The sequence below is a fragment of the Mesorhizobium sp. U510 genome, from assembly GCF_059180695.1.
Window position 1 is genome coordinate 4,378,118 of record NZ_CP180532.1, and the last position, 20,163, is coordinate 4,398,280.

A 20,163-nucleotide genomic window follows, 5' to 3' on the forward strand; every position below is an offset into this window, starting at 1 on the left:
CAATCGTCGGGACAATGCGCCCGAACTTGCCTTGGAGGATTCGCGAATGCGCGCCAAAAGACTGTCCCTTGTTCTGCTCTGCGCCTTCATGGTGTTCGCAGCCGCACCGGCAGTCCGGCAGGCGTTCGCCGAAGACGCGGCAAAACCCGCCGATCCGGGCCTGTCGGACGTGCTGACCGACCTGCTGCACGGTGTCGAAGGCGAGAATGCCACCTCGGGGCCTGACAAGCGCGTGCCGTTCGGCCGTGAGGAGGTACAGCTTTCGTTCGCGCCGCTGGTCAAGCAGACGGCGCCGGCCGTGGTCAATGTCTATGCCTCGCAGACGGCCAAGGTCACATCGCCTTTTGAAGGCGATCCGTTCTTCGAGGAGTTTTTCGGCCGTGCGCAGCCGCGCGCCCAATCCTCGCTGGGCTCAGGTGTGCTTGTCGATCCGAGTGGCGTCATCGTCACCAATTTTCACGTCATCAAGGATGCCGACGAGGTCAAGGTGGCGACCGCCGACGGGCGCGAATTCACCAGCAAGGTGATGCTGAAGGACGAGACGCTGGATCTAGCCGTGCTCAAGATCGAATCCGACAAGCCGTTCCCGGTCATCGCCATTGGCGATTCCGACGCGCTGGAGGTCGGCGACCTAGTGCTGGCCATCGGCAATCCCTTCGGCGTCGGCCAGACCACCACCAGCGGCATTGTTTCGGCACTTGCCCGCAGCCATATCGGCGTCTCGGATTCGGGCTATTTCATCCAGACCGACGCGGCCATCAATCCCGGCAATTCCGGCGGCGCGCTGATCAACATGGGCGGCCAGCTGGTCGGCATCAACACCGCCATCTACAGCCGCAGCGGCGGCTCGATCGGCATCGGTTTCGCCATCCCCGCTAACATGGTGCGGGCTTTCGCCGATGCGGCCAAGGCCGGCCTCGATTTCTTCGAACGGCCCTATATCGGCGCCGAGTTCGAGGCGGTGACGCCGCAGATCGCCGAATCGCTCGGCATGGAAAAGCCGACCGGTGCGCTGGTGTCTTCGGTCGATGCTACTGGGCCAGCCGGCAAGGCCGGGCTGAAGGCTGGCGATGTCGTGCTGCAGATCAACGGCAAGCCGGTCGAGAGCATCGAGGCGCTGGACTATCGCATGGCGACGCTGTCGATCGGCACAAAGGCGAATTTCGCGATCCTGACCAAGGGCCAGCAAGCAGCCATGGACATCGCGCTGGAGCGCGCGCCGGAAGGTGCGAAAGCCTCGGAAGTGACGCTGCATGGCCGCAGCCCGTTCTCGGGCGCCAAGGTCGCGGAACTGTCGCCGCGGCTTGCCCAGAAGCTTGGCCTGCGCACCGACCTCAAGGGCGTGACGGTGATCGACATCAACCGCGACTCGCCGGCCGCCGATTTCGGCTTCATGCCGGGCGACATCGTGCGCGAGGTCAACGGCACCACCATCGATACCGCCGCGACCCTGGCGCAGGTAGCCCAGCAGGATACGCGCTGGTGGCGCTTTACCGTCGAGCGCGGCGGGCAGATACTGCGCCAGGTGCTGCGTTACTGAGTTCGATCTGAAGGGATCGCGCTCCAAACCAAAAGAAGTGCATGGCCGATCTGTTCAGTGTCGATGAACCGGAAAAGGCGCCGCCCGGTCGGCCGCTGGCCGACAGGCTGCGGCCGAGAAATCTTGGCGAGGTCGTCGGCCAGGAGCATCTGACCGGCCCCGATGGCGCGCTGACCCGGCTGATCGGCTCGGGCTCACTCGGCTCGATGATTTTCTGGGGGCCGCCGGGCACCGGCAAGACCACGGTGGCAAGGCTGCTCGCCGGCGAGACCAGCCTTGCCTTCGAGCAGATATCGGCGGTGTTTTCCGGCGTTGCCGACCTGAAGAAAGTGTTCGAGACGGCCAAGCTGCGCCGCGCCAACGGCCGCCAGACCTTGCTGTTCGTCGACGAGATCCATCGCTTCAACCGCGCCCAGCAGGATTCCTTTCTCCCTGTCATGGAGGACGGGACGGTCGTCCTGGTCGGCGCCACGACGGAAAACCCGTCCTTCGAGCTCAACGCGGCTCTGTTGTCGCGCGCGCGCGTCATGGTTTTCCATTCGCTCGGCGAGGAGAGCATCGCCAAGCTGATGGTGCGGGCTGAGGAGACGGAGGGCAGGGCGCTGCCGCTCGATGACGAGGCCCGCGCCATGCTGATCCGCATGAGCGATGGCGACGGCCGCGCATCGCTGACGCTGGCCGAGGAAGTCTGGCGCGCCGCCAAGCCCGGTGAGGTCTTTGATCCCGAAGGGCTGCAGCGTATCGTCCAGCGCCGTGCGCCGATCTACGACAAGGGCCAGGACGGCCACTACAATCTGATCTCGGCGCTGCACAAATCGGTGCGCGGTTCCGATCCCGACGCGGCACTCTACTATCTCGCGCGCATGTTCGACGCCGGCGAGGATCCGCTCTATCTCGGCCGCCGGCTGGTGCGCATGGCGATGGAAGACATCGGCCTAGCCGATCCGCAGGCGCTGGTCGTCGCCAATGCCGCCAAGGACGCCTACGACTATCTGGGCTCTCCGGAAGGCGAGCTGGCCTTTGCCGAAGCCACCGTCTATCTCGCCACCGCGCCCAAATCCAATGCAGTCTACACCGCCTTCAAGGCGGCGACGCAGGCAGCCAAGCAGCATGGCTCGCTGCTGCCGCCGAAGCATATCCTCAATGCGCCGACCAAGCTGATGAAGGAAGAGGATTACGGCGCGGGCTATCGCTACGATCATGATGAGCCCGACGCCTTTTCGGGCCAGGACTATTTTCCGGAGAAGATGGGCCGCCAGACCTTCTACGATCCGCCTGAGCGTGGTTTCGAGCGCGACATCAGGAAGCGGCTCGACTATTGGGCGAAGCTGCGCAAGGAACGGGAATAGCGGATTTGCGTGGCCCGGTGGTCGTCACGCTTCGAAGCGAGGCCCCGCCATGGGGTATCTCAACCTCGGTTGCTCTCCACGCACTGCTGGCCGCGATGCTGGCGCTCATGCCGCTGCCAAAGCGGCCGAAGCGGCTGGACGAGGAACGGGTGTCGGTCGACATTCTGACACCCCAGCAGTTCGAGGCCTCGACAAGGCCGCCGCCGGCGCCAGCACCGCCTTCAGCGCCCGAGGCGCAAGCGTCCGTACCAACACCAACAACACCATCAACCACTCCTCGATCTATATCGCCCACCGCGCCGACCATGATTCGGCCGACCGAAATGCTGTCGGCCAAGACGCTCGCCGATCCGCGCAGCCGGCAGGCGCGCGCCGATCTCGCGACCTTCGCTTCCGACGAACGCATGGTGCAATTGTGCAATCTCGAGGCCATGGACCAGATCCGGCGATGGCGCGTGGACTTTCAGCCGGAACGCGTCGTGCCTTATGCGACAGCCGAGGAGAAGATCGGCGGCACCACGATCACCGCGGACGGCGCGGCTTTCCGCAGTCGCAAAAACTGGTATGGTCTGAAGTTCAAATGCCAGCTCGCGCGGGACGGCGAAAGCGTCATCGGCTTTGAGTTCCTGGTCGGCGATCCCGTGGCCAGGGAGAAATGGAACGAGCTCGGCTTGCCAGCGGTGCATTGACCCCAGCGATGCATTGACCGAAGTCTGGCAAATTCCACCAGGCAACTGCCAGGCCACGATGTCGTGGCGTTGTGCGGCGACCCAAAAAACCTTATCAAGGCGCACGGCCGGGCGGTGGTCGTTGCCGAGATTTGGCACACTCATTCGCAACAGGATCGCGCTCCGCGCGTGGAAAAATGACAAAAACCCTTCGCAAATCCCTTCGCAAATTCGCCATCGCCATCCCGCTTCTCGCCCTTGGCTTCTACTTCATCCCCATTCTGACGACGATCTTCATCGTCTGCGGCCTGATCGACGTGCTGCGCAACGACAGGAAGGATCTGGCGCTGTTCTCAGGCTACTTCCTAGGCAACGGCCTGTTCACCTGGCTCTTGTCGCCGTTCAACCTGCTGGTCGATCTGCTCTGCTACCGCAATCCCGGTGTGTGGAAGCTGGAGCAGTTTCCGGAGGATTATCAGCGCGAGGTCAATGAGGTCCTGGACATCTTCAAGGCGCGCAAGGATGAGATCATCGCCGATATCGATGCCAATTTCGGCGCCGGCCGGCGTGGCATGTATGTCTACCAGTGGTACGGCAAACACCGGATCGACAACGTCGCCGAGTTCAACAAGGATTTCAAATACATCAAGACCATCGCCGTTTCGGTCTTCAGCAAGCGCGAATCGACCTCCTGGCACTTCGGCCCGCTGCGCCTCAGCCTTCGCATCCTCTACAATCTGATCCCGGTGAAGGCGGAAATCTTCGTCGAATGCGGCAACGTCAAGAACTACTGGTACGACAATCCGCAGTTCATCTTCGACGACACGCTGCTGCACCGTTCGGTCAACGAATATGACGGCCGCCGCTACTGCGTGTTCATGGACATCATCAGGCCGTCCCCGTTCCCGAGACTCATTGCCGGCATGCTCGCGGTTGTCTCGGTCAGCGTCGAGCGCATCAATTCGATGTTCTACAAGAACTGGAAGATGATCGGCTCGACCAAGCCGAAGAAGATCGAAACCACCTGACCTGAAAACGTCGACGCTGCCGGCTCTGCTGGCAGCGTCAGGGTGCGATGCATTATCTTTTGCCGACTTCTCGCGCACGGCTTCTGTATATCACATATTAATAATATATCGAACGGCTGCTTGGAAGAAGCGGTCCCTTCGGCGGTATTTCTGTGTGTCGTCGACGCTTGCGACGTCCATGCGTTCAAGTATACATCTTTATCAAGTCATCAATAATTCGTGATACGAATTGGCAAATCTCGATCGCGGAAACGGCATTCGAGTGTATTAGAAATAGCTTAAATTAGACTTAGGCGGACCCCGTCTCTTCCATTCTTGGCGGCTTCAAGTGATCGGGAAAAAAATCTTCGGATTCTGGGGGGCTTACATCTGCGCCGTGTTACTTGGCGCTGCTGTGAGCGCCGCGTACATAAGTCTCGAAGAGTCCGTCTATTATTGGGACTTCGCGGCCTATTTCAACATGTTCAACCAGCAGGGCGCACTTCTGGTCGAAAGCCCTTTCGAATGGCTGAGCCAATTGGGCACCTCCATCGCCACGGAAGATTACGGCGTGGCGATCCTGGTGCCGCTGATGCCGTTTCACCTTGTTTTTGGCGGTTCAAGGCTTTCCTTCGTTACCGGAATAGTCGCGGTCTACCTGGTTCCAGCGGTTCTTTTGATAGGCAGAATAAGCTATCAGGAGGCGGTCTCCGAGATACCGTCCCGTAGCTGGATCGCCGTCTGGATCGCGGCCTTCCTGTACACGCCGTTCTGGGCGCCGACGCTTCGGGGAATGCCTGACATTGCCGGCTGTCTCGCCCTGACCGCGGCAACCTATTTTTTCTGGAAATCCAAATTCCTGACCCGCGAACCGGTTGTGAGCGGAATAGCCGTCGGCGCCTGCCTGTGGTTGGCGTTCATGCTGCGCCGCTGGTACGCCTATGCGGACATAGGGATCACCGTTTCCGCGGCATTCCTGGGTTTGCTGCAGATCGCAAGGGAGCGGGATTTGCCGGCCTTCCGCAACGCGGCTCTGGGCGGCGCGTGCGCGATCTTCCTTATTGCCGCGACGGCGTTGAACTTCCAGCTGCCGCTAATTGCCAAGATTCTGCAAACCAGCTACGCCGACCTTTACAGCGGATACAAGACGACCTTTGTCACCCAGCTCGGTGACGTCGGATCCCGGCTCAGCTATCTGAACTGGGCGTTGATTGTGGTGGGCCTCTACATCTCGGTTGTGCGCCGCAACAGATTTGCCGTCTTCTGTGCCATGGCCTCGGTGCTTACCTTCTTGGCTTTCATCCGGACGCAGGACCCGGAACGTCATCATTCCTTGCCGATGTTTCTTTGGCTCTTTCCCGCCTATGCCCAAGCAATCGTTTCGATCGTCTCCGTGCCGGGACTGAAATCACGATGGCCGACCGTCGCCATGGCCGCTGTTGCCGGATTTGCTTTTTTGGGCACGTTTTTTCCAGCCGGCCGTCACTTGTTGTCCCCGGTTGGCTTCGTCTTCGCCAGGGAAGCCACGCTTCCCCTTCACCTTGACAATCTCCCCGAATACAGCCGCCTGATCGATGACCTCGTCGACAGGATGGAACCGAAGGACCGCTTTTCGGTATTTGCGTCGGGTCCTGTGATGAGCGACGCCCTGTTGTTCGGCATGAAACGGGATCTTGTAGCCCATGTCGGATGGATTTGCCAGGTGGACAGTCGTGATCGGTTCCGACCGGACGCATTGAAATCCAGATATGTTGTCGTGACCGACCGACCGGTTACTCATCTGCAACCGGGCGCGCAGATCTGTGTCACGCTCCCGAACCAGTATATTCTTGAAGGCAAGGGTATCGGTGCCGCGTACAGGCGCATTGCGCAGTACCGATTGTCAGGCGGTGTCGCCGGCTATCTCTACGAACAGGTACGCCCGGTCAGAAAGGCCGAGGTCGATGCCCTCTACGTCGAATTCAAGAAGAAGTATCCGGACTGGACGGTGCCTGAATGGTGATTGCGAAGGGATTGACGCCACCGCCTCGACACGGGCAGTAGACGATGATGTTCAATCTGCTTCTCGTGGTCGTCGGCGGCGGCATCGGCGCCGGCATCCGCCATCTCACCAACACGGGCGCGCTGCGTCTTGTCGGCCCCAACTACCCCTGGGGCACGATGGTCATCAACATCGTCGGCTCCTTTGCCATGGGCCTGTTCATCGCCGCCCTGGCGCGCCGCGGCGGGTCGAACGAAGTCAGGCTGTTCGTCGCCACCGGCATCTTTGGCGGCTTCACGACTTTTTCCGCCTTTTCGCTCGATTTCGCGACGCTGTGGGAGCGCGGAGCCACGCTGCCGGCATTTGGATATGCGCTGGCCAGTGTCATTGGCGCGATCATCGCCCTGTTTTTGGGTCTTTGGCTCGCAAGAAGCCTGCCTTAATGCTATTGCCGCGCCAAGCGCAGGCCGAGCCCTGCTTTGGAAACGGATAAGCGAAGAAAAAATGGCAGGCGTTGAACAGATCACGGTGGAGGCCGGCGAGGCGGGCATGCGGCTCGATCGCTGGTTCAAGACGCATTTCCCGGGCCTTGGTTTCGGCCATTTGCAGAAGCTGCTGCGCTCCGGCCAGATCCGCGTCGACGGCGGCCGCGTCAAGGCCGACAGCCGTGTCGAGCCCGGCCAGGTGGTGCGTATCCCGCCACTCGAGGTCGACAAGAAGGGCGAGAGCGCGCTGACTGGCCATTCGATCCGCAACCAGGGCGATGCCGACGTCCTGGCGAAAATGCTGATCCATGAGGATCCGAAGGTTTTCGTCTTCAACAAGCCGGCGGGCCTTGCGGTGCAGGGCGGCTCGGGCGTCACCCGCAATGTCGACGACATGCTGGAAGCCTGGCGCAACCAGAAGGGTGAGAAGCCGCGGCTGGTCCACCGGCTCGACCGCGACACGTCGGGCGTGCTGGTTGTCGCCCGTACGAGACTGGCCGCCATGAAGCTGTCGGAGGCATTCCGTGCCCGCGAAACGAAGAAGACCTACTGGGCGCTGGTCAAGGGCGTGCCGCCGAAGCGCGAGGACAAGATCTCGACCTGGCTGATCAAGGAGCCTACCGAGGATGGCGACCGTGTCCGGGTCGCCGCGCATGGTGAAAAAGGCGCCGACCATGCCGTGTCCTACTACCGTATCATCGAGCAGGCGGCGCAGACCATGACCTGGCTGGAGATGGAACCTTATACGGGCCGCACCCACCAGCTTCGCGTCCATGCCGCCTATATCGGCTGCCCGATCATCGGCGACCCGAAATATTTCGAGGCTGACACCAACTGGGATTTCCCCGGCGGCATCCAGAATCGCCTGCATCTGCATGCGCGCCGCATCATCATTCCGCATCCCGACAAGGGCGTCATCGACGTCACCGCGCCGATGCCGCCGCATATGCGCCAGAGCTGGAACCTGATCGGCTTCGACGACGCCAGCGCGGAGGATTGATCTTGAGCGGCGCCACCGACGCGCTCGATCGGCGCGACACAGTCGACATGGCCGCCGCCGCCATCATGGTCGGCCTGACCTTTTCCTGGGGCCTGAACTATGTCGCCGCCAAAATCTCCTATGCCGGCTACGATCCCGTCTTCCTGTCGATCGCACGCTCGATCATCGGCGGCTTCTGCGTCTTCCTCTGGTGCCGCTGGCGCGGCATCGCTCTGTTCAGGCGCGATGGCACATTGCTCGCCGGCATTGCCGTGGGCGTGCTTTTCGGCATCGAGTTCCTTTGCCTCTATGTCGGCCTGGAGCATACGACTGTTGCCCGCAACACGCTGCTGGTCAACTCAATGCCGTTCTGGATGCTGATTGGCGGTCACTTCCTGCTTGGCGAACAGATCACCATGCGCAAGTTCCTCGGCCTGCTGCTGGCTTTTGCCGGCCTCACCGCCGTCTTTTCCGACAAGCTTGGCGGCGGCGGCATGCTGTTCGGCGATCTGCTCAGTCTTGGCTCCGGGTTCTTCTGGGCTTTGACCAATATCCTCATCAAGCGGTCGAAACTGGTCGTGGCGAGCGCCGAGAAGCTGCTGCTCTACCAACTCGCCGGCGCGGCGATCGTCGGCATATTGGTGCTGCCTCTCGCCGGCCCGCCGGTGCGCGATCCGTCCTTGTTGCCAACTTTGGCGCTGCTTTTCCAGGCGATCTATATCGTCGCCTTCACCTATGTCCTGTGGTTCTGGCTGCTGCGCCGCTATCCGGCCTCCGGCCTGTCCAGCTTTACCTTCCTGTCGCCGGTTTTCGGTGTCCTGTGCGGCGCGATCATCTTGAACGAGCCGCTGACCATTCGCATTTTTCTGGCACTTGGCTTGATTGCGGCGGGCCTGATCATCGTTAACCGGCCGGCGCGCAAGCCGACACCGGTGTGAGAGAGACTTTTCATGCGTGACATCCTCAACGACCTCGAAGCGGGCAAGTATCTTTCCGATCCGGATCCGGTTCGCCGCGCCCAGATTCAGATGAAGACGCCGCTGCCCAAGCGCTTCTACAAAACCGCTTCGGTTGTGCCGATAGAGGGAGGTTTTGCCGTGCATCTCGACGGCAAGCCGGTGCGCACGCCGGGCAAGGCGCTGCTGGCGCTGCCGACCGAGGCGGCGGCAGTGCTGGTTGCAGGCGAGTTCGCGGAACAGGGCGAGACGATCAATCCGGTGACGATGCCGGTGATGCGCCTGGTCAACACCACCATCGACGGCGTTGCCAACGATCCGCAGGCGGTGCTGGAAGACATACTGCGGTTTGCCTCATCGGATCTGCTCTGTTACCGCGCCGACGCTCCCCAAGGGCTGGTCGAGCGGCAGAACGAGCAGTGGGATCCGGTCATCGATTGGGCGCGCACGACATTGGGGGCTCGCTTCAACCTTGCCGAGGGCATCATCCATGTCGAGCAGCCACGCGAGACGATCGCCGTTCTGGGCAGTCATCTCAATCAGCGCGCCGAGCCGCTGCGGTTGGCCGCCATCCACCTCATGACCTCGCTGACGGGTTCGGCGCTGCTGGCGCTGGCGGTCGATTTCGGCGAGCTCGATGCCGAGACTGCCTGGGCCGCCGGCCATGTCGACGAGGACTGGCAGATCGAGCATTGGGGGCAGGACGCCGAAGCGGTCGCGCGCCGTGCCGCCCGCAAACGCGATATGATGGCTGCCGTCAGCCTTCTCGAGGCGCTCAAGGGTTGACCCTGCGGCGATTGCCGCACCGCACCTAATACCAAAGTCATAATCCCATCGTCGCTCTGCCGCCGGCGGGCGCTTTCTGTCATTTTTCCCGTGATGGCCCGGCATTTCCGAGTCCGCGTTCGGAGGAGAACGCTGACACTGGCGCCCGGCATCGAGGACAGCGTCTCACGGGAGGACAACTCTATGGCAATGGCATCGACCGCCGGCAGAACGAGCCGCGGCATGACTCGGGAAGAGAAGAAGGTCATCTTCGCTTCCTCACTCGGCACCGTTTTCGAATGGTACGATTTCTATCTCTACGGTTCATTGGCGGCCTTCATTGGCTCGACCTTTTTCAGTCCGACCATTCCGGAGGCGACGCGCAACATCTTCGCGCTGCTGGCTTTTGCCGCCGGTTTTCTCGTCCGCCCGTTCGGCGCCCTGGTATTTGGCCGTATCGGTGACCTCGTCGGCCGCAAATATACCTTTCTCGTCACCATGACGATCATGGGTCTGTCGACCTTCCTGGTCGGCTTGCTGCCCGGTTATGCGACCTTGGGTATCGCGGCTCCGGTGATCCTGATCGTGCTACGCATGTTGCAGGGTTTGGCCCTCGGCGGCGAATATGGCGGTGCGGCGACCTATGTCGCTGAGCACGCGCCTGACGACCGTCGCGGCTTCTACACGTCGTGGATCCAGACGACGGCGACACTTGGCCTGTTCCTGTCGCTGATCGTCATTCTGATTGTTCAGGGCTCCTTGAGCAAGGAAACCTACGCCGCTTGGGGCTGGCGTATTCCGTTTATCGTCTCCTTCGTGCTGCTCGCCGTCTCGATCTGGATTCGACTGTCTCTCTCGGAGTCTCCGACCTTCCAGAAGATGAAGGACGAAGGTAAGGGCTCGAAGGCACCGCTTTCGGAAGCCTTCGGTCAGTGGAAGAACGCCAAGATCGCACTGCTGGCGCTGCTTGGCCTCACTGCTGGACAGGCCGTCGTCTGGTACAATGGCCAGTTCTACGCGCTGTTCTTCCTGCAGAACGTACTGAAAGTCGATGCGCAGTCGGTCAACATCATGATCGCGATCGCGTTGGCACTCGGCTCGATCTTCTTCGTCGTGTTCGGCTGGCTCTCCGACAAGATCGGCCGCAAGCCGATCATCATGGCTGGCCTTGCGCTCGCCATCGTCTGCACCTTCCCGTTGTTCAAGGCATTGACCTGGGCCGCCAATCCGGCACTCGCCAAGGCGCAGCTGAATACAAAGGCAACGGTCACGGCAGCACCCGGCGACTGCAAGTTCCAGTTCAACCCGGTCGGCACCGCCAAGTTCACGACGTCATGCGACATCGCGACTTCGTTCCTGACCAAGAACTCGGTTCCCTATGACGTGGTATCGACGGCGGCAGCCGGTACGGCTGCTACCGTCAAGATCGGCAACGAGACGGTGTCGTCCTACGACGCGGTCGCCGCTGGCGATCAGGCCAAGGCCAAGGACGCGGCCTTCGTCAAGGCGGTCAACATGTCGCTGCAGGACGGCGGGTATCCGCTGAAGCGTGCGGCGATCAAGGTAGCGGACCAGAAGCTCGACGCCTTCGTCGCGGCCAATCCTGAACTCAAGCTCGACGCGGCTGCCATTCGCGGCGGCGAAAAGACCGCGGTGCCGATCGATCAGGCGGTCAAGGACAAGTTGTTGACGTCGGAGGAGGCCGCCGGCGCGCCAGAGGTCACCGTCTACAACATACCGGGCGGCGGTGCCTTCGCCATGTTCGCCGATCCGGCCGCCGTGAACTGGCCGATGACGATCGGCATCCTGTTCATCCTGGTCCTGTTCGTGACCATGGTCTACGGGCCGATCGCGGCGATCCTGGTCGAGATGTTCCCGACCCGCATTCGTTACACCGGCATGTCGCTGCCCTATCATATCGGCAATGGCTGGTTCGGCGGTCTGTTGCCGGCAACAGTCTTCGCGCTCAGCGCCTACAAGGGCGATATCTACTATGGTCTGTGGTATCCGGTGGTGATCGCGGCGATGACGCTGATCATCGGCATGATCTTCGTCAAGGATACGCTTGGCACCGACCTACACGGCAAGGAATAGCCTAGCCGTCATCGGCCAACAGAAAGCCCGGCGTGATCGCTCACGCCGGGCTTTTCCATGTCTGAGACCCGAAGAAGCGGATCAGCTCTTTGGCTGATTATCTTCCTCGATGGCCGCCTCGTGATACCAGCCCTCAAAATCGGCGTACGTGTAGCGCAACGAGGCGACCTCTGCCGCGAATTTCGCCTTTGCGCCTAAATTTGAGGCAGATTTGCGCGCTGCCAGAGGGAACATCAGAATTTTTGCCGACGGACGGGAGGGGACGACTTCCATGGGCGATCTCCTTTCTTTTTCAGGAGCTTGTCGATTCAGCTTTCCTACAAGATAAGTCCTGCGATTCCTTTAGGCAATATGCCTACGAAAAGATCAGCTATTGCCTAATAGTTATGCATAATTCGCGTTTGATTGATTTGGACCCATTGCTGAGGCGGCTCAGCAAATTCGACGCGATATCCCTGCCATTTTGCCGCACCCGCCGAAGTCGGAGTGGCACATGAATTGCATTTTAGGGATCGGCAGCGCCGGCTGCCGACGGCAGACGCGTGTCGAGGCCGTTTGGTGTTCGGTGAACAAGCAACGAGAGGCTAGAATGACGAAATACAAGCTCGAGTACATTTGGCTCGATGGTTACACCCCGGTCCCCAACCTTCGCGGCAAGACGCAGATCAAGGAATTCGCGGAATTCCCGACGCTCGAACAGCTGCCGCTGTGGGGCTTCGACGGTTCCTCGACCATGCAGGCCGAAGGCCGCAGCTCCGATTGCGTGTTGAAGCCTGTGGCGCTTTACCCGGATCCGGCCCGCACCAATGGCATTCTCGTCATGTGCGAGGTCATGATGCCCGATGGCGTCACCCCGCATGAATCGAACAGCCGCGCGACCATCCTCGACGACGAGGACGCCTGGTTCGGCTTCGAGCAGGAATATTTCTTCTACAAGGACGGTCGCCCGCTCGGCTTCCCGGAGAGCGGTTATCCCGCGCCGCAGGGTCCGTACTACACCGGCGTCGGCTACAAGAACGTCGGCGACGTCGCGCGCAAGATCGTCGAAGAGCATCTCGACCAGTGCCTTGCTGCCGGCATCAACCACGAAGGCATCAACGCCGAAGTGGCCAAGGGCCAGTGGGAATTCCAGATTTTCGGCAAGGGCTCCAAGAAGGCCGCCGACCAGATCTGGATGGCGCGCTACCTGCTCCTGCGTCTGACCGAGACTTACGGCATCGACATCGAGTTCCACTGCAAGCCGCTCGGCGACACCGACTGGAACGGCTCCGGCATGCACTGCAACTTCTCGACCAAGTTCATGCGCGAAGTCGGCGGCAAGGCCTATTTCGAAGCCCTGATGGCGCAGTTCGACAAGAACCTGATGGACCACATCGCCGTCTACGGTCCGGACAACGACAAGCGCCTGACCGGCAAGCACGAGACCGCGCCGTGGAACAAGTTCAGCTATGGCGTCGCCGACCGTGGCGCCTCGATCCGCGTGCCGCACTCATTCGTCAAGAATGACTACAAGGGCTATCTGGAGGACCGTCGTCCGAACTCCCAGGGCGACCCCTACCAGATCGCCTCGCAGGTGCTGAAGACGATCTCGCAGGTTGCGACCGACGCTAAGGTCTCGGCCGCCGCCTGATTGTTTTCGCGGCGCGGATCGCAAGGTCTTCGCCGCGACCAGAACTCGACAACAAAAAGCCCTGGCGGAAACGCCAGGGCTTTTTCGTGTTTGCGAGGCGCGTCTGCCGTTCTCAGCCGGCGACAGCCCCACGTGCCTTCAGCGCCGCCAGCACCTTGGCATGGGGCAGAGCAGGGCTCCGGTTGCCGTCGCGGCCGATCATGTCATCGTTGGCGACGAGCGCGTTGAGCACCGCCTCCTCGGTCGCCTGTACGACGGCTGCGTAGAAATCGTCCATGCAGGATAGGCGTCGCCCTCCGACGCCCTGTCCTTGCGAGAATCCCGGCCTTCGCCGGGATTCTTTTTTGCAGTGCTGGCCGGCGAAGCGAATACCCCCAAAAAAAGTCAGGTTGAAAAGGCCAGGGCAAATACGCCGGATGGAGAGGCTTTTGGCTGATGCTGCTTGCCGCCACTGGTGTCGTACGCTCTCGACTTCGTCGAAAAAGCCCGGAAAACGGCGTGTTCCGGCTCATCCGCACTCCAACGATCCCCAGTATAAGCCTCTGTTCATACATCGAAATCGGCGATTTATGCATTCGTCGGGCGACGTTGACAGATCACGCTGCGGCATGCGTATTCGTGGCCATGGGTTACGCCAAAGCGATGCTGTTCGAACGGGGCGGGGTTTCTTGAACGACGGCATTGGCGGGGGCGCCGGACGAGCGGGCATTGCAGCCTGAGGCAGTGCGCCGCTCGCTCCTGGCGTTCGATTGCGCGCTCGAAACTGCCACCCACCAGCCTTCATTTGCGATTTCCGCCGGCGGTCACGAAGCTGGCAAGCCGCGCCATCAAACGATGCTTTGGAACCGAGCGAGAGTGTTCGCGCTTGCGTGGCTGACCACTCGCGCTCATCGATGCGCATTGACGACAACAAAAAGCCCTTGAAGGCGGAAATCCTTCAAGGGCCTTTTCAACGCTATCGGTACGGGTTCTTACACCGAATAGTACATGTCGTATTCGACCGGATGCGGGGTCATTTCGAAGCGCATCACCTCGGCCATCTTGAGTTCGATGTAGCTGTCGATCTGATCGTCGTCGAAGACGCCGCCGGCCTTCAGGAAGCCGCGGTCCTTGTCGAGGCTCTGGAGGGCTTCACGCAGCGAACCGCAGACGGTCGGGATCTTCTTCAGCTCCTTCGGCGGCAGGTCGTAGAGGTCCTTGTCCATCGGCTGGCCCGGATGGATCTTGTTCTTGATGCCGTCGAGGCCGGCCATCAGCATGGCGGCGAAGGCGAGGTAGGGGTTCGCGCCCGGATCGGGGAAGCGGACCTCGACGCGCTTGGCCTTCGGCGACGAGCCGAACGGGATGCGGCAGGAGGCCGAACGGTTGCGCGCGGAGTAGGCGAGCAGCACCGGCGCTTCATAGCCGGGCACCAGACGTTTGTAGGAGTTGGTCAGCGGGTTGGTGAACGCGTTGATCGCCTTGGCGTGCTTTATGATGCCGCCAATGTAGAACAGGCAGCTTTCCGACAGGCCGGCATATTCATTGCCGGCGAAGGTCGGCTTGCCGCCTTTCCAGATCGACTGGTGGACGTGCATGCCCGAGCCATTGTCGCCGAAGATGGGCTTCGGCATGAAGGTGGCCGTCTTGCCATAGGCGTTGGCGACTTGGTGCACGACATACTTGTAGATCAGCATCTTGTCGGCGTTGCGGACCAGCGTGTCGAACTTGATGCCGAGTTCGTGCTGCGCAGCCGCGACCTCGTGGTGATGCTTTTCGACGCGCACGCCCATTTCGGCGAGCACGGTCAGCATCTCGGAGCGCATGTCCTGCGCGCTGTCGATCGGCGGCACCGGGAAATAGCCGCCCTTGATGCGCGGGCGGTGGCCGAGATTGCCGGTCTCGTAGTCGGTGTCGTCGTTGGACGGCAGTTCGGTGGAGTCGAGCTTGAAGCCGGTGTTGTAGGGATCGGCCTTGTACTTGACGTCATCGAACACGAAGAACTCGGCTTCCGGGCCGACGAAGATCTGGTCGCCGATGCCTTCCGACTTCATGTAGGCCTCGGCCTTCTTGGCCGTGCCGCGCGGGTCGCGGTTGTAGGATTCGCCCGAGACCGGGTCGAGGATGTCGCACAGGATGACCATGGTCGACTGGGCGAAGAACGGGTCCATGTGGACCGTATCCGGATCGGGCATCAGCACCATGTCGGACTCGTTGATGGCCTTCCAGCCGGCGATCGAGGAGCCGTCGAACATGACGCCATCGGCAAACATGTCTTCCTCGACCTCCACGACATCCATCGTCACGTGCTGCAGCTTGCCCTTCGGGTCGGTGAAGCGCAGGTCGACGAATTTCACGTCGTTGTCCTTGATCTGCTTCATGATGTCTTTGGCTGTCGTCATGTCATGTATCCCTGTTTGATGACGTTTTTTGATGGATGACGTTTCTTAGAAGGCTGGTCGCGTCAGACCGCGTCCATTCCGGTCTCACCGGTGCGGATGCGCACGACTTCCTCGATATTGGAGACGAAGATCTTGCCGTCGCCGATACGGCCGGTCTGGGCCGCCTTGCGGATGGCTTCGATGGCGCCTTCGACCGCGTCGTCGCCGAGCACGACCTCGATCTTCACCTTCGGCAGGAAATCGACGACATATTCGGCGCCACGATAGAGTTCGGTATGGCCTTTCTGACGTCCGAAGCCCTTGGCCTCGGTTACGGTGATGCCTTGCAGTCCGGCCTCCTGAAGCGCTTCCTTCACTTCGTCCAGCTTGAATGGCTTGATGATCGCTTCGATCTTTTTCATGTAAAAAGTGGCCTCCACTGCCAAAAAAACGGGTTGTGAACCCCCGCTTGCGCCTCCATCAAGCACGAACTGTGCCAGATAGCTGGATTCGAAGCGGTTTCATACGATTTCCAACCCATGCCGCACCGAGATGCAAATTCGCGTCATTCACTGCATCGGATGCGGCATGGCCTGCTGAAGCCTACACAGTCCCCATGGTTGCGTCCGCCTAATAATTAGGCGGAATGCTCATCTGGTGTGCGGTTTTTGCCTTGATGCCCGCCTTGGTGGCATGGCCGCAGTTGCTGATGCGCTCCTCTTTGTTTGCTTCGGCTCCAAAACTGGACAATGCTTGATCGAATGCGGATCGGCAATCCATGAGCGATGAACTTCTTACTTCCGCCGAAATGGGCGAGGCGGACCGGCTGACGATTGCCGCCGGCCCGGTGGACGGCATCGGCCTGATGTGCCGCGCCGGCGAAGCGGTCGCGGGCGAAGTTCTCAGGCGTTACCCCTCAGCGACCCATGTCCACGTGCTGTGTGGTCCCGGCAACAATGGTGGCGACGGCTATGTCGTCGCCCGTATCCTGGCTGACAGCGGCGTTGCCACCACGATCTGGGCGTCCGGTGCGCCGAGGCCGCGAAGCGACGCAGCACTTGCCGCGGCACAGTGCCCGATCGCGTCCCGGCCACTGTCCGGGTTCGAAGCCGAGCCTGGCTCGATCGTGGTCGATGCGCTTTACGGCGCAGGGCTGTCTAAACCGCTGTCCGGCGATGCCGCCAGGGCGGTGGCTGTCGCCACCGATAGGCGTTTGCCGGTTGTCGCGGTCGATCTGCCCTCGGGCGTTTCCGGCGACAGCGGCGGAGTTTTGGGCGTGGCATTTACCGCCGCCGTCACCGTGACCTTCGCGCGCAAGAAGCCAGGCCACCTGCTGCTGCCTGGCCGTGAGCGATGCGGCGAGATCGTGCTCGCCGATATCGGCATCGGCGACGACATCATCGCACGGCTCCAGCCCCGGACGTTCGAGAACAGGCAAGTGCATTGGCTGCGCGATTTCCCGGTGCCGGCTGTCGATGCACACAAGTACAAGCGCGGCCATGTCGGCGTCTTTTCCGGCGGGCCGAGCGCTACCGGGGCGGCGCGGCTGTCGGCGCTTGCCGCGGCTCGAAGCGGGGCAGGGGCGGTGACCGTGCTGTCGCCGGGCAACGCCATGCAGGTCAATGCCGGCCATCTGACCTCGATCATGCTGCGCAAGACCGATGATGTCGCGGACATCCGGGAATTTGTCGGCGAACGCCGGCCTTCGGCCTTCATCCTTGGCCCGGGCTTCGGCGTTGGTGACAAAACGCGAAGCTTTGGGCTGGCGCTCCTCGCCTCCGGACAAGCTCAGGATGCCGCCACACAGGTCGATGGCCTTGTGTTCGACGCTGACGCGATCACCGCGTTTCGCGAGGCGCCGGAAATCTTGTTCGAAGCGGCGCGCCGGCCGAATGCACCGGCCCTGGTGATGACCCCGCACGAAGGGGAGTTCGCCAGGCTGTTTCCTGATATCGCCGATGACAATGCCTCGTCCAAGCTCGACAAGGCGCGCGCGGCGGCCGCACGTGCCAATGCCGTTATCGTCTACAAGGGCGCCGACACGGTGATCGCTGCGCCCGATGGCAGGGCGGCGATCAATTCCAATGGCGCGGCGTGGCTTGCCACTGCCGGGTCTGGCGACGTGCTGTCCGGCATATCAGCCGGTCTGCTGGCGCAAGCCATGCCGGCGTTCGAAGCGGCGTGCGCGGCGGTGTGGATCCATGCCGAGGCCGGCAGCCAGTTCGGTGCGGGGCTGATTGCCGAGGATCTGCCGTTGGCGCTGGTGCCGGTACTGCGCGAACTGGTCGAAGCACGTCGCAAGGTGCCCGTCGAATGAAGCGTTTCGCGCTCGCCGTCGCGGCCGTCATCGCGCTGTTCGCATCGCATGGCGTGCGCGCCGAGCAGCCGGTGACCATCGTCGACGATCCGGCGGTTCTCGCCGCCCTCGATGCCGGGGGTTTTGGCTTCGCCGGCATTTTCGGCGACGATGGCGAGGATGATCTGAAGACACTCTATGACAGGGCGCCGGCCTATCATGCGATCGTCGATACGGCGGCATCAGACATTGCCACGCTGCGCGCCGAGATGAAGGCCGGCGGGCGCACGCTCTACGAGGTGACCGACGCCAATGTCGGCCGCATCATGGATATGCGCTGGCTGAAGACGGAGGCGGCGCGCTTCCGGCTGGTCGGCGTCGTCAACCGGCTCGACCGGCGTGATTTCGCTGCCCTGGAAGGTGACAAGAGCTGCGGCGAGGTGCGCTTCATCTATCGCCTGGCCTACAGTTTCAAGAAGGACGGCAAGGTCCTGGCCTCGCGGCTGCCGTTCAACTTCAACGCCGTCTACCGTGCGGCACCCGATGCCGACGGCGGCTGCGTCGGCGTTGCCGGGCGCTGGACGCCGCAACTCGATGAGAGCGTCGATGCCGGCTGGCTGACCGGCGGGCCGCTGGAGCGGGCCGGGCTGACCTTCAAGCAGCTTGAACTCAATGCGCAGGTCGTGCGCTTTCCCTCCGGCCAGGAGACCGAATTCGGCGGGCAGGCAGCCTATCTCATGCGGATATTCGGCATCGATGGCGCCGCCGTCAGTGAGAAGCCGCTGGAGAACACGCCGGACACCCCACGGCTCTCGCAAGACGCAGCGCTCAAGAAAAAGCTCGCCGATTATGTCAGCGCCAATGTCGGGGCGGTCGATCTCGGCGTCTACGAACTCCCCAGCGAATTCCTGGCGAAGAAGGTCATCTCATGGTCGACCTTCGGCAGCGCAAGACAGGCCAACCATCCGTTCACGCCGCTGTTCAAGCCCACGGATTTCGCCGGCCTGGACTATGTTGCGCTGAAGCTGGTGCGCACACCGGAGGCACTGGTCGACCGGCTGGACAATGGCGCCTGCCAGGGCTGCCACCAGGCGGGTTCCACGGCCGGCTTCCACTTCATCGGCCTCGACGACAGCACGACATCGCCGCTCAATCGCATCGAGGTCGGTATCTCGCCGCATCTGCATGCCGAGGTCCCCCGGCGCCAGGCCTGGCTGCGCGCAACGCAAGAAGGCAAGGAGCCGAACCGGTACCGGCCGCTGTCCTTCGCGCCGCCAGCCACATGGAGCGATGCCGGCGAAATCGACTACGCGCCGGCAGAAATGGCGATGCCGTGCCTGATGCCGGACGATGCCAAGCGTTTCGGAGCGACCTGGCAATGCGGTGGCGGTACGGTCTGCACGCCGCTGGTGGCCGCGTCTGGCGTGCGCACCACTCTGGCGCAGTGTCTGTTGCCCAAGGACAGCGAAAGGATGTTCTCCGGCCATCCCTGCCTGAACGGGTCGATCGCCAGCAACCCGTCGCAGCCTTTCAACGATCGCTACAAAATTACCGGCCAGTTCGCCGCCTTCGCGCCGGGGATTTCGCGGACCGCCTATACCTGCCGGCCGCCCAAGATCGGTGTGCCGGCCGGCATCGCCTACCGCGCTTGCGACGACAAGGATCGCAGCTTCGCCGCCTTCAAGAAGGGCAAGCCGATGCCGAACGAAATCTGCGGGCTGGTCGGCGGCAAGAAATTCGATACTTGCGTGGCGACCAACAATTTCGACCAGTGCCTCGGCGGCGCAGTCAATCACGGCAACCGGCCGGCCTGCTCGGCCGATCATTTCTGCCGCGAGGACTATATGTGCCAGTCGCTACCGCCGGACACGCCGGGCGCTCCTAAAGTGAAAGGCATCGGCTTCTGCTCGCCGACCTATTTCATCTTCCAGATGCGCATCGACAACCACGCGACACCCTGGGCGAGCGCCACCAGCGAGCCAAGGGACGCGGGGTTCGGCGCGGCCGAGGAGGAATGAGTGTTCGACGGCTACCGCCTGCAGACGCCTATCGG

17 protein-coding genes are annotated in these 20,163 nt (G+C 61.8%); 13 read left to right on the forward strand and 4 right to left on the reverse strand.

What is annotated here, in order from left to right:
• Window positions 1–46: 46 nt before the first annotated feature.
• The 10 genes from ACLGL5_RS23015 (at window position 47) to ACLGL5_RS23060 (ending at window position 11,824) form a co-directional block, all read left to right on the forward strand.
• Window positions 47–1,540: a DegQ family serine endoprotease gene (locus tag ACLGL5_RS23015; RefSeq protein ID WP_069092111.1), complete on the forward strand. Its 1,494-nt coding sequence runs from the start codon at window positions 47–49 to the stop codon at window positions 1,538–1,540.
• A gap of 41 nt (window positions 1,541–1,581) precedes the next feature.
• Complete coding sequence (locus ACLGL5_RS23020; RefSeq protein ID WP_069092112.1) at window positions 1,582–2,889, forward strand: replication-associated recombination protein A; 1,308 nt, start codon at window positions 1,582–1,584, stop codon at window positions 2,887–2,889.
• A gap of 305 nt (window positions 2,890–3,194) precedes the next feature.
• Window positions 3,195–3,578, forward strand: coding sequence for a DUF930 domain-containing protein (locus tag ACLGL5_RS23025; RefSeq protein ID WP_019857976.1), 384 nt, complete (start codon window positions 3,195–3,197; stop codon window positions 3,576–3,578).
• 176 nt (window positions 3,579–3,754) lie between these two features.
• Window positions 3,755–4,585: an aspartyl/asparaginyl beta-hydroxylase domain-containing protein gene (locus tag ACLGL5_RS23030; RefSeq protein WP_027046811.1), complete on the forward strand. Its 831-nt coding sequence runs from the start codon at window positions 3,755–3,757 to the stop codon at window positions 4,583–4,585.
• A 328-nt stretch (window positions 4,586–4,913) separates the two neighbouring features.
• Window positions 4,914–6,566, forward strand: coding sequence for a hypothetical protein (locus ACLGL5_RS23035; protein WP_069092113.1), 1,653 nt, complete (start codon window positions 4,914–4,916; stop codon window positions 6,564–6,566).
• Between the two features lie 47 nt (window positions 6,567–6,613).
• Window positions 6,614–6,988 carry a fluoride efflux transporter CrcB gene (crcB, locus tag ACLGL5_RS23040; protein WP_069093406.1) on the forward strand — a complete coding sequence of 125 codons (375 nt, stop codon included), beginning with the start codon at window positions 6,614–6,616 and terminating at the stop codon, window positions 6,986–6,988.
• 61 nt (window positions 6,989–7,049) lie between these two features.
• Entirely contained in the window at window positions 7,050–8,030 is a 981-nt protein-coding gene (locus ACLGL5_RS23045) for an RluA family pseudouridine synthase (RefSeq protein WP_019857981.1), read from the forward strand.
• A 47-nt stretch (window positions 8,031–8,077) separates the two neighbouring features.
• Entirely contained in the window at window positions 8,078–8,947 is an 870-nt protein-coding gene (locus ACLGL5_RS23050; RefSeq protein WP_069093407.1) for a DMT family transporter, read from the forward strand.
• 12 nt (window positions 8,948–8,959) lie between these two features.
• A complete protein-coding gene (locus ACLGL5_RS23055; protein ID WP_069092114.1) occupies window positions 8,960–9,751 on the forward strand; it encodes an ATP12 family chaperone protein in 792 nt (263 codons plus the stop codon).
• Window positions 9,752–9,934: 183 nt separating this feature from the next.
• Complete coding sequence (locus ACLGL5_RS23060) at window positions 9,935–11,824, forward strand: MFS transporter (RefSeq protein WP_069092115.1); 1,890 nt, start codon at window positions 9,935–9,937, stop codon at window positions 11,822–11,824.
• A gap of 81 nt (window positions 11,825–11,905) precedes the next feature.
• On the opposite strand, the gene ACLGL5_RS23065 is transcribed toward ACLGL5_RS23060, so the two are convergent.
• Window positions 11,906–12,097, reverse strand: coding sequence for a DUF2735 domain-containing protein (locus tag ACLGL5_RS23065; protein ID WP_069092116.1), 192 nt, complete (start codon window positions 12,095–12,097; stop codon window positions 11,906–11,908).
• 316 nt (window positions 12,098–12,413) lie between these two features.
• Between ACLGL5_RS23065 and ACLGL5_RS23070 the strand changes: the two genes are divergently transcribed.
• The gene (locus ACLGL5_RS23070) at window positions 12,414–13,454 is read left to right on the forward strand and encodes a glutamine synthetase beta-grasp domain-containing protein (RefSeq protein ID WP_010909300.1); all 1,041 of its coding nucleotides are present in this window, start codon (window positions 12,414–12,416) and stop codon (window positions 13,452–13,454) included.
• Window positions 13,455–13,566: 112 nt separating this feature from the next.
• Here the strand turns inward: ACLGL5_RS23070 and ACLGL5_RS23075 are convergent, their stop codons facing one another.
• The 3 genes from ACLGL5_RS23075 to ACLGL5_RS23085 all read right to left on the reverse strand — a co-directional run bounded on the left by ACLGL5_RS23075 (window position 13,567) and on the right by ACLGL5_RS23085 (window position 16,236).
• Window positions 13,567–13,731 carry a P1 family peptidase gene (locus tag ACLGL5_RS23075; RefSeq protein WP_317452340.1) on the reverse strand — a complete coding sequence of 55 codons (165 nt, stop codon included), beginning with the start codon at window positions 13,729–13,731 and terminating at the stop codon, window positions 13,567–13,569.
• 694 nt (window positions 13,732–14,425) lie between these two features.
• A complete protein-coding gene (gene glnA / locus ACLGL5_RS23080; protein ID WP_010909302.1) occupies window positions 14,426–15,835 on the reverse strand; it encodes a type I glutamate--ammonia ligase in 1,410 nt (469 codons plus the stop codon).
• A 62-nt stretch (window positions 15,836–15,897) separates the two neighbouring features.
• The gene (locus ACLGL5_RS23085; RefSeq protein WP_006205430.1) at window positions 15,898–16,236 is read right to left on the reverse strand and encodes a P-II family nitrogen regulator; all 339 of its coding nucleotides are present in this window, start codon (window positions 16,234–16,236) and stop codon (window positions 15,898–15,900) included.
• Between the two features lie 356 nt (window positions 16,237–16,592).
• Between ACLGL5_RS23085 and ACLGL5_RS23090 the strand changes: the two genes are divergently transcribed.
• Complete coding sequence (locus ACLGL5_RS23090; protein WP_069092117.1) at window positions 16,593–18,131, forward strand: NAD(P)H-hydrate dehydratase; 1,539 nt, start codon at window positions 16,593–16,595, stop codon at window positions 18,129–18,131.
• Entirely contained in the window at window positions 18,128–20,128 is a 2,001-nt protein-coding gene (locus tag ACLGL5_RS23095; RefSeq protein WP_069092118.1) for a hypothetical protein, read from the forward strand. The genes ACLGL5_RS23090 and ACLGL5_RS23095 overlap by 4 nt, the downstream gene beginning before the upstream one ends.
• Window positions 20,129–20,163: the final 35 nt, after the last annotated feature.

Coding starts and splice junctions, on each gene's coding strand:
- ACLGL5_RS23015 (WP_069092111.1), top strand. CDS start 47: ATGCGCGCCAAAAGACTGTCCCTTGTTCTGCTCTGCGCCTTCATGGTG.
- ACLGL5_RS23020 (WP_069092112.1), top strand. CDS start 1,582: ATGGCCGATCTGTTCAGTGTCGATGAACCGGAAAAGGCGCCGCCCGGT.
- ACLGL5_RS23025 (WP_019857976.1), top strand. CDS start 3,195: ATGATTCGGCCGACCGAAATGCTGTCGGCCAAGACGCTCGCCGATCCG.
- ACLGL5_RS23030 (WP_027046811.1), top strand. CDS start 3,755: ATGACAAAAACCCTTCGCAAATCCCTTCGCAAATTCGCCATCGCCATC.
- crcB (WP_069093406.1), top strand. CDS start 6,614: ATGTTCAATCTGCTTCTCGTGGTCGTCGGCGGCGGCATCGGCGCCGGC.
- ACLGL5_RS23045 (WP_019857981.1), top strand. CDS start 7,050: ATGGCAGGCGTTGAACAGATCACGGTGGAGGCCGGCGAGGCGGGCATG.
- ACLGL5_RS23050 (WP_069093407.1), top strand. CDS start 8,078: ATGGCCGCCGCCGCCATCATGGTCGGCCTGACCTTTTCCTGGGGCCTG.
- ACLGL5_RS23055 (WP_069092114.1), top strand. CDS start 8,960: ATGCGTGACATCCTCAACGACCTCGAAGCGGGCAAGTATCTTTCCGAT.
- ACLGL5_RS23060 (WP_069092115.1), top strand. CDS start 9,935: ATGGCAATGGCATCGACCGCCGGCAGAACGAGCCGCGGCATGACTCGG.
- ACLGL5_RS23065 (WP_069092116.1), bottom strand. CDS start 12,097: ATGGAAGTCGTCCCCTCCCGTCCGTCGGCAAAAATTCTGATGTTCCCT.
- ACLGL5_RS23070 (WP_010909300.1), top strand. CDS start 12,414: ATGACGAAATACAAGCTCGAGTACATTTGGCTCGATGGTTACACCCCG.
- ACLGL5_RS23075 (WP_317452340.1), bottom strand. CDS start 13,731: ATGGACGATTTCTACGCAGCCGTCGTACAGGCGACCGAGGAGGCGGTG.
- glnA (WP_010909302.1), bottom strand. CDS start 15,835: ATGACGACAGCCAAAGACATCATGAAGCAGATCAAGGACAACGACGTG.
- ACLGL5_RS23085 (WP_006205430.1), bottom strand. CDS start 16,236: ATGAAAAAGATCGAAGCGATCATCAAGCCATTCAAGCTGGACGAAGTG.
- ACLGL5_RS23090 (WP_069092117.1), top strand. CDS start 16,593: ATGAGCGATGAACTTCTTACTTCCGCCGAAATGGGCGAGGCGGACCGG.
- ACLGL5_RS23095 (WP_069092118.1), top strand. CDS start 18,128: ATGAAGCGTTTCGCGCTCGCCGTCGCGGCCGTCATCGCGCTGTTCGCA.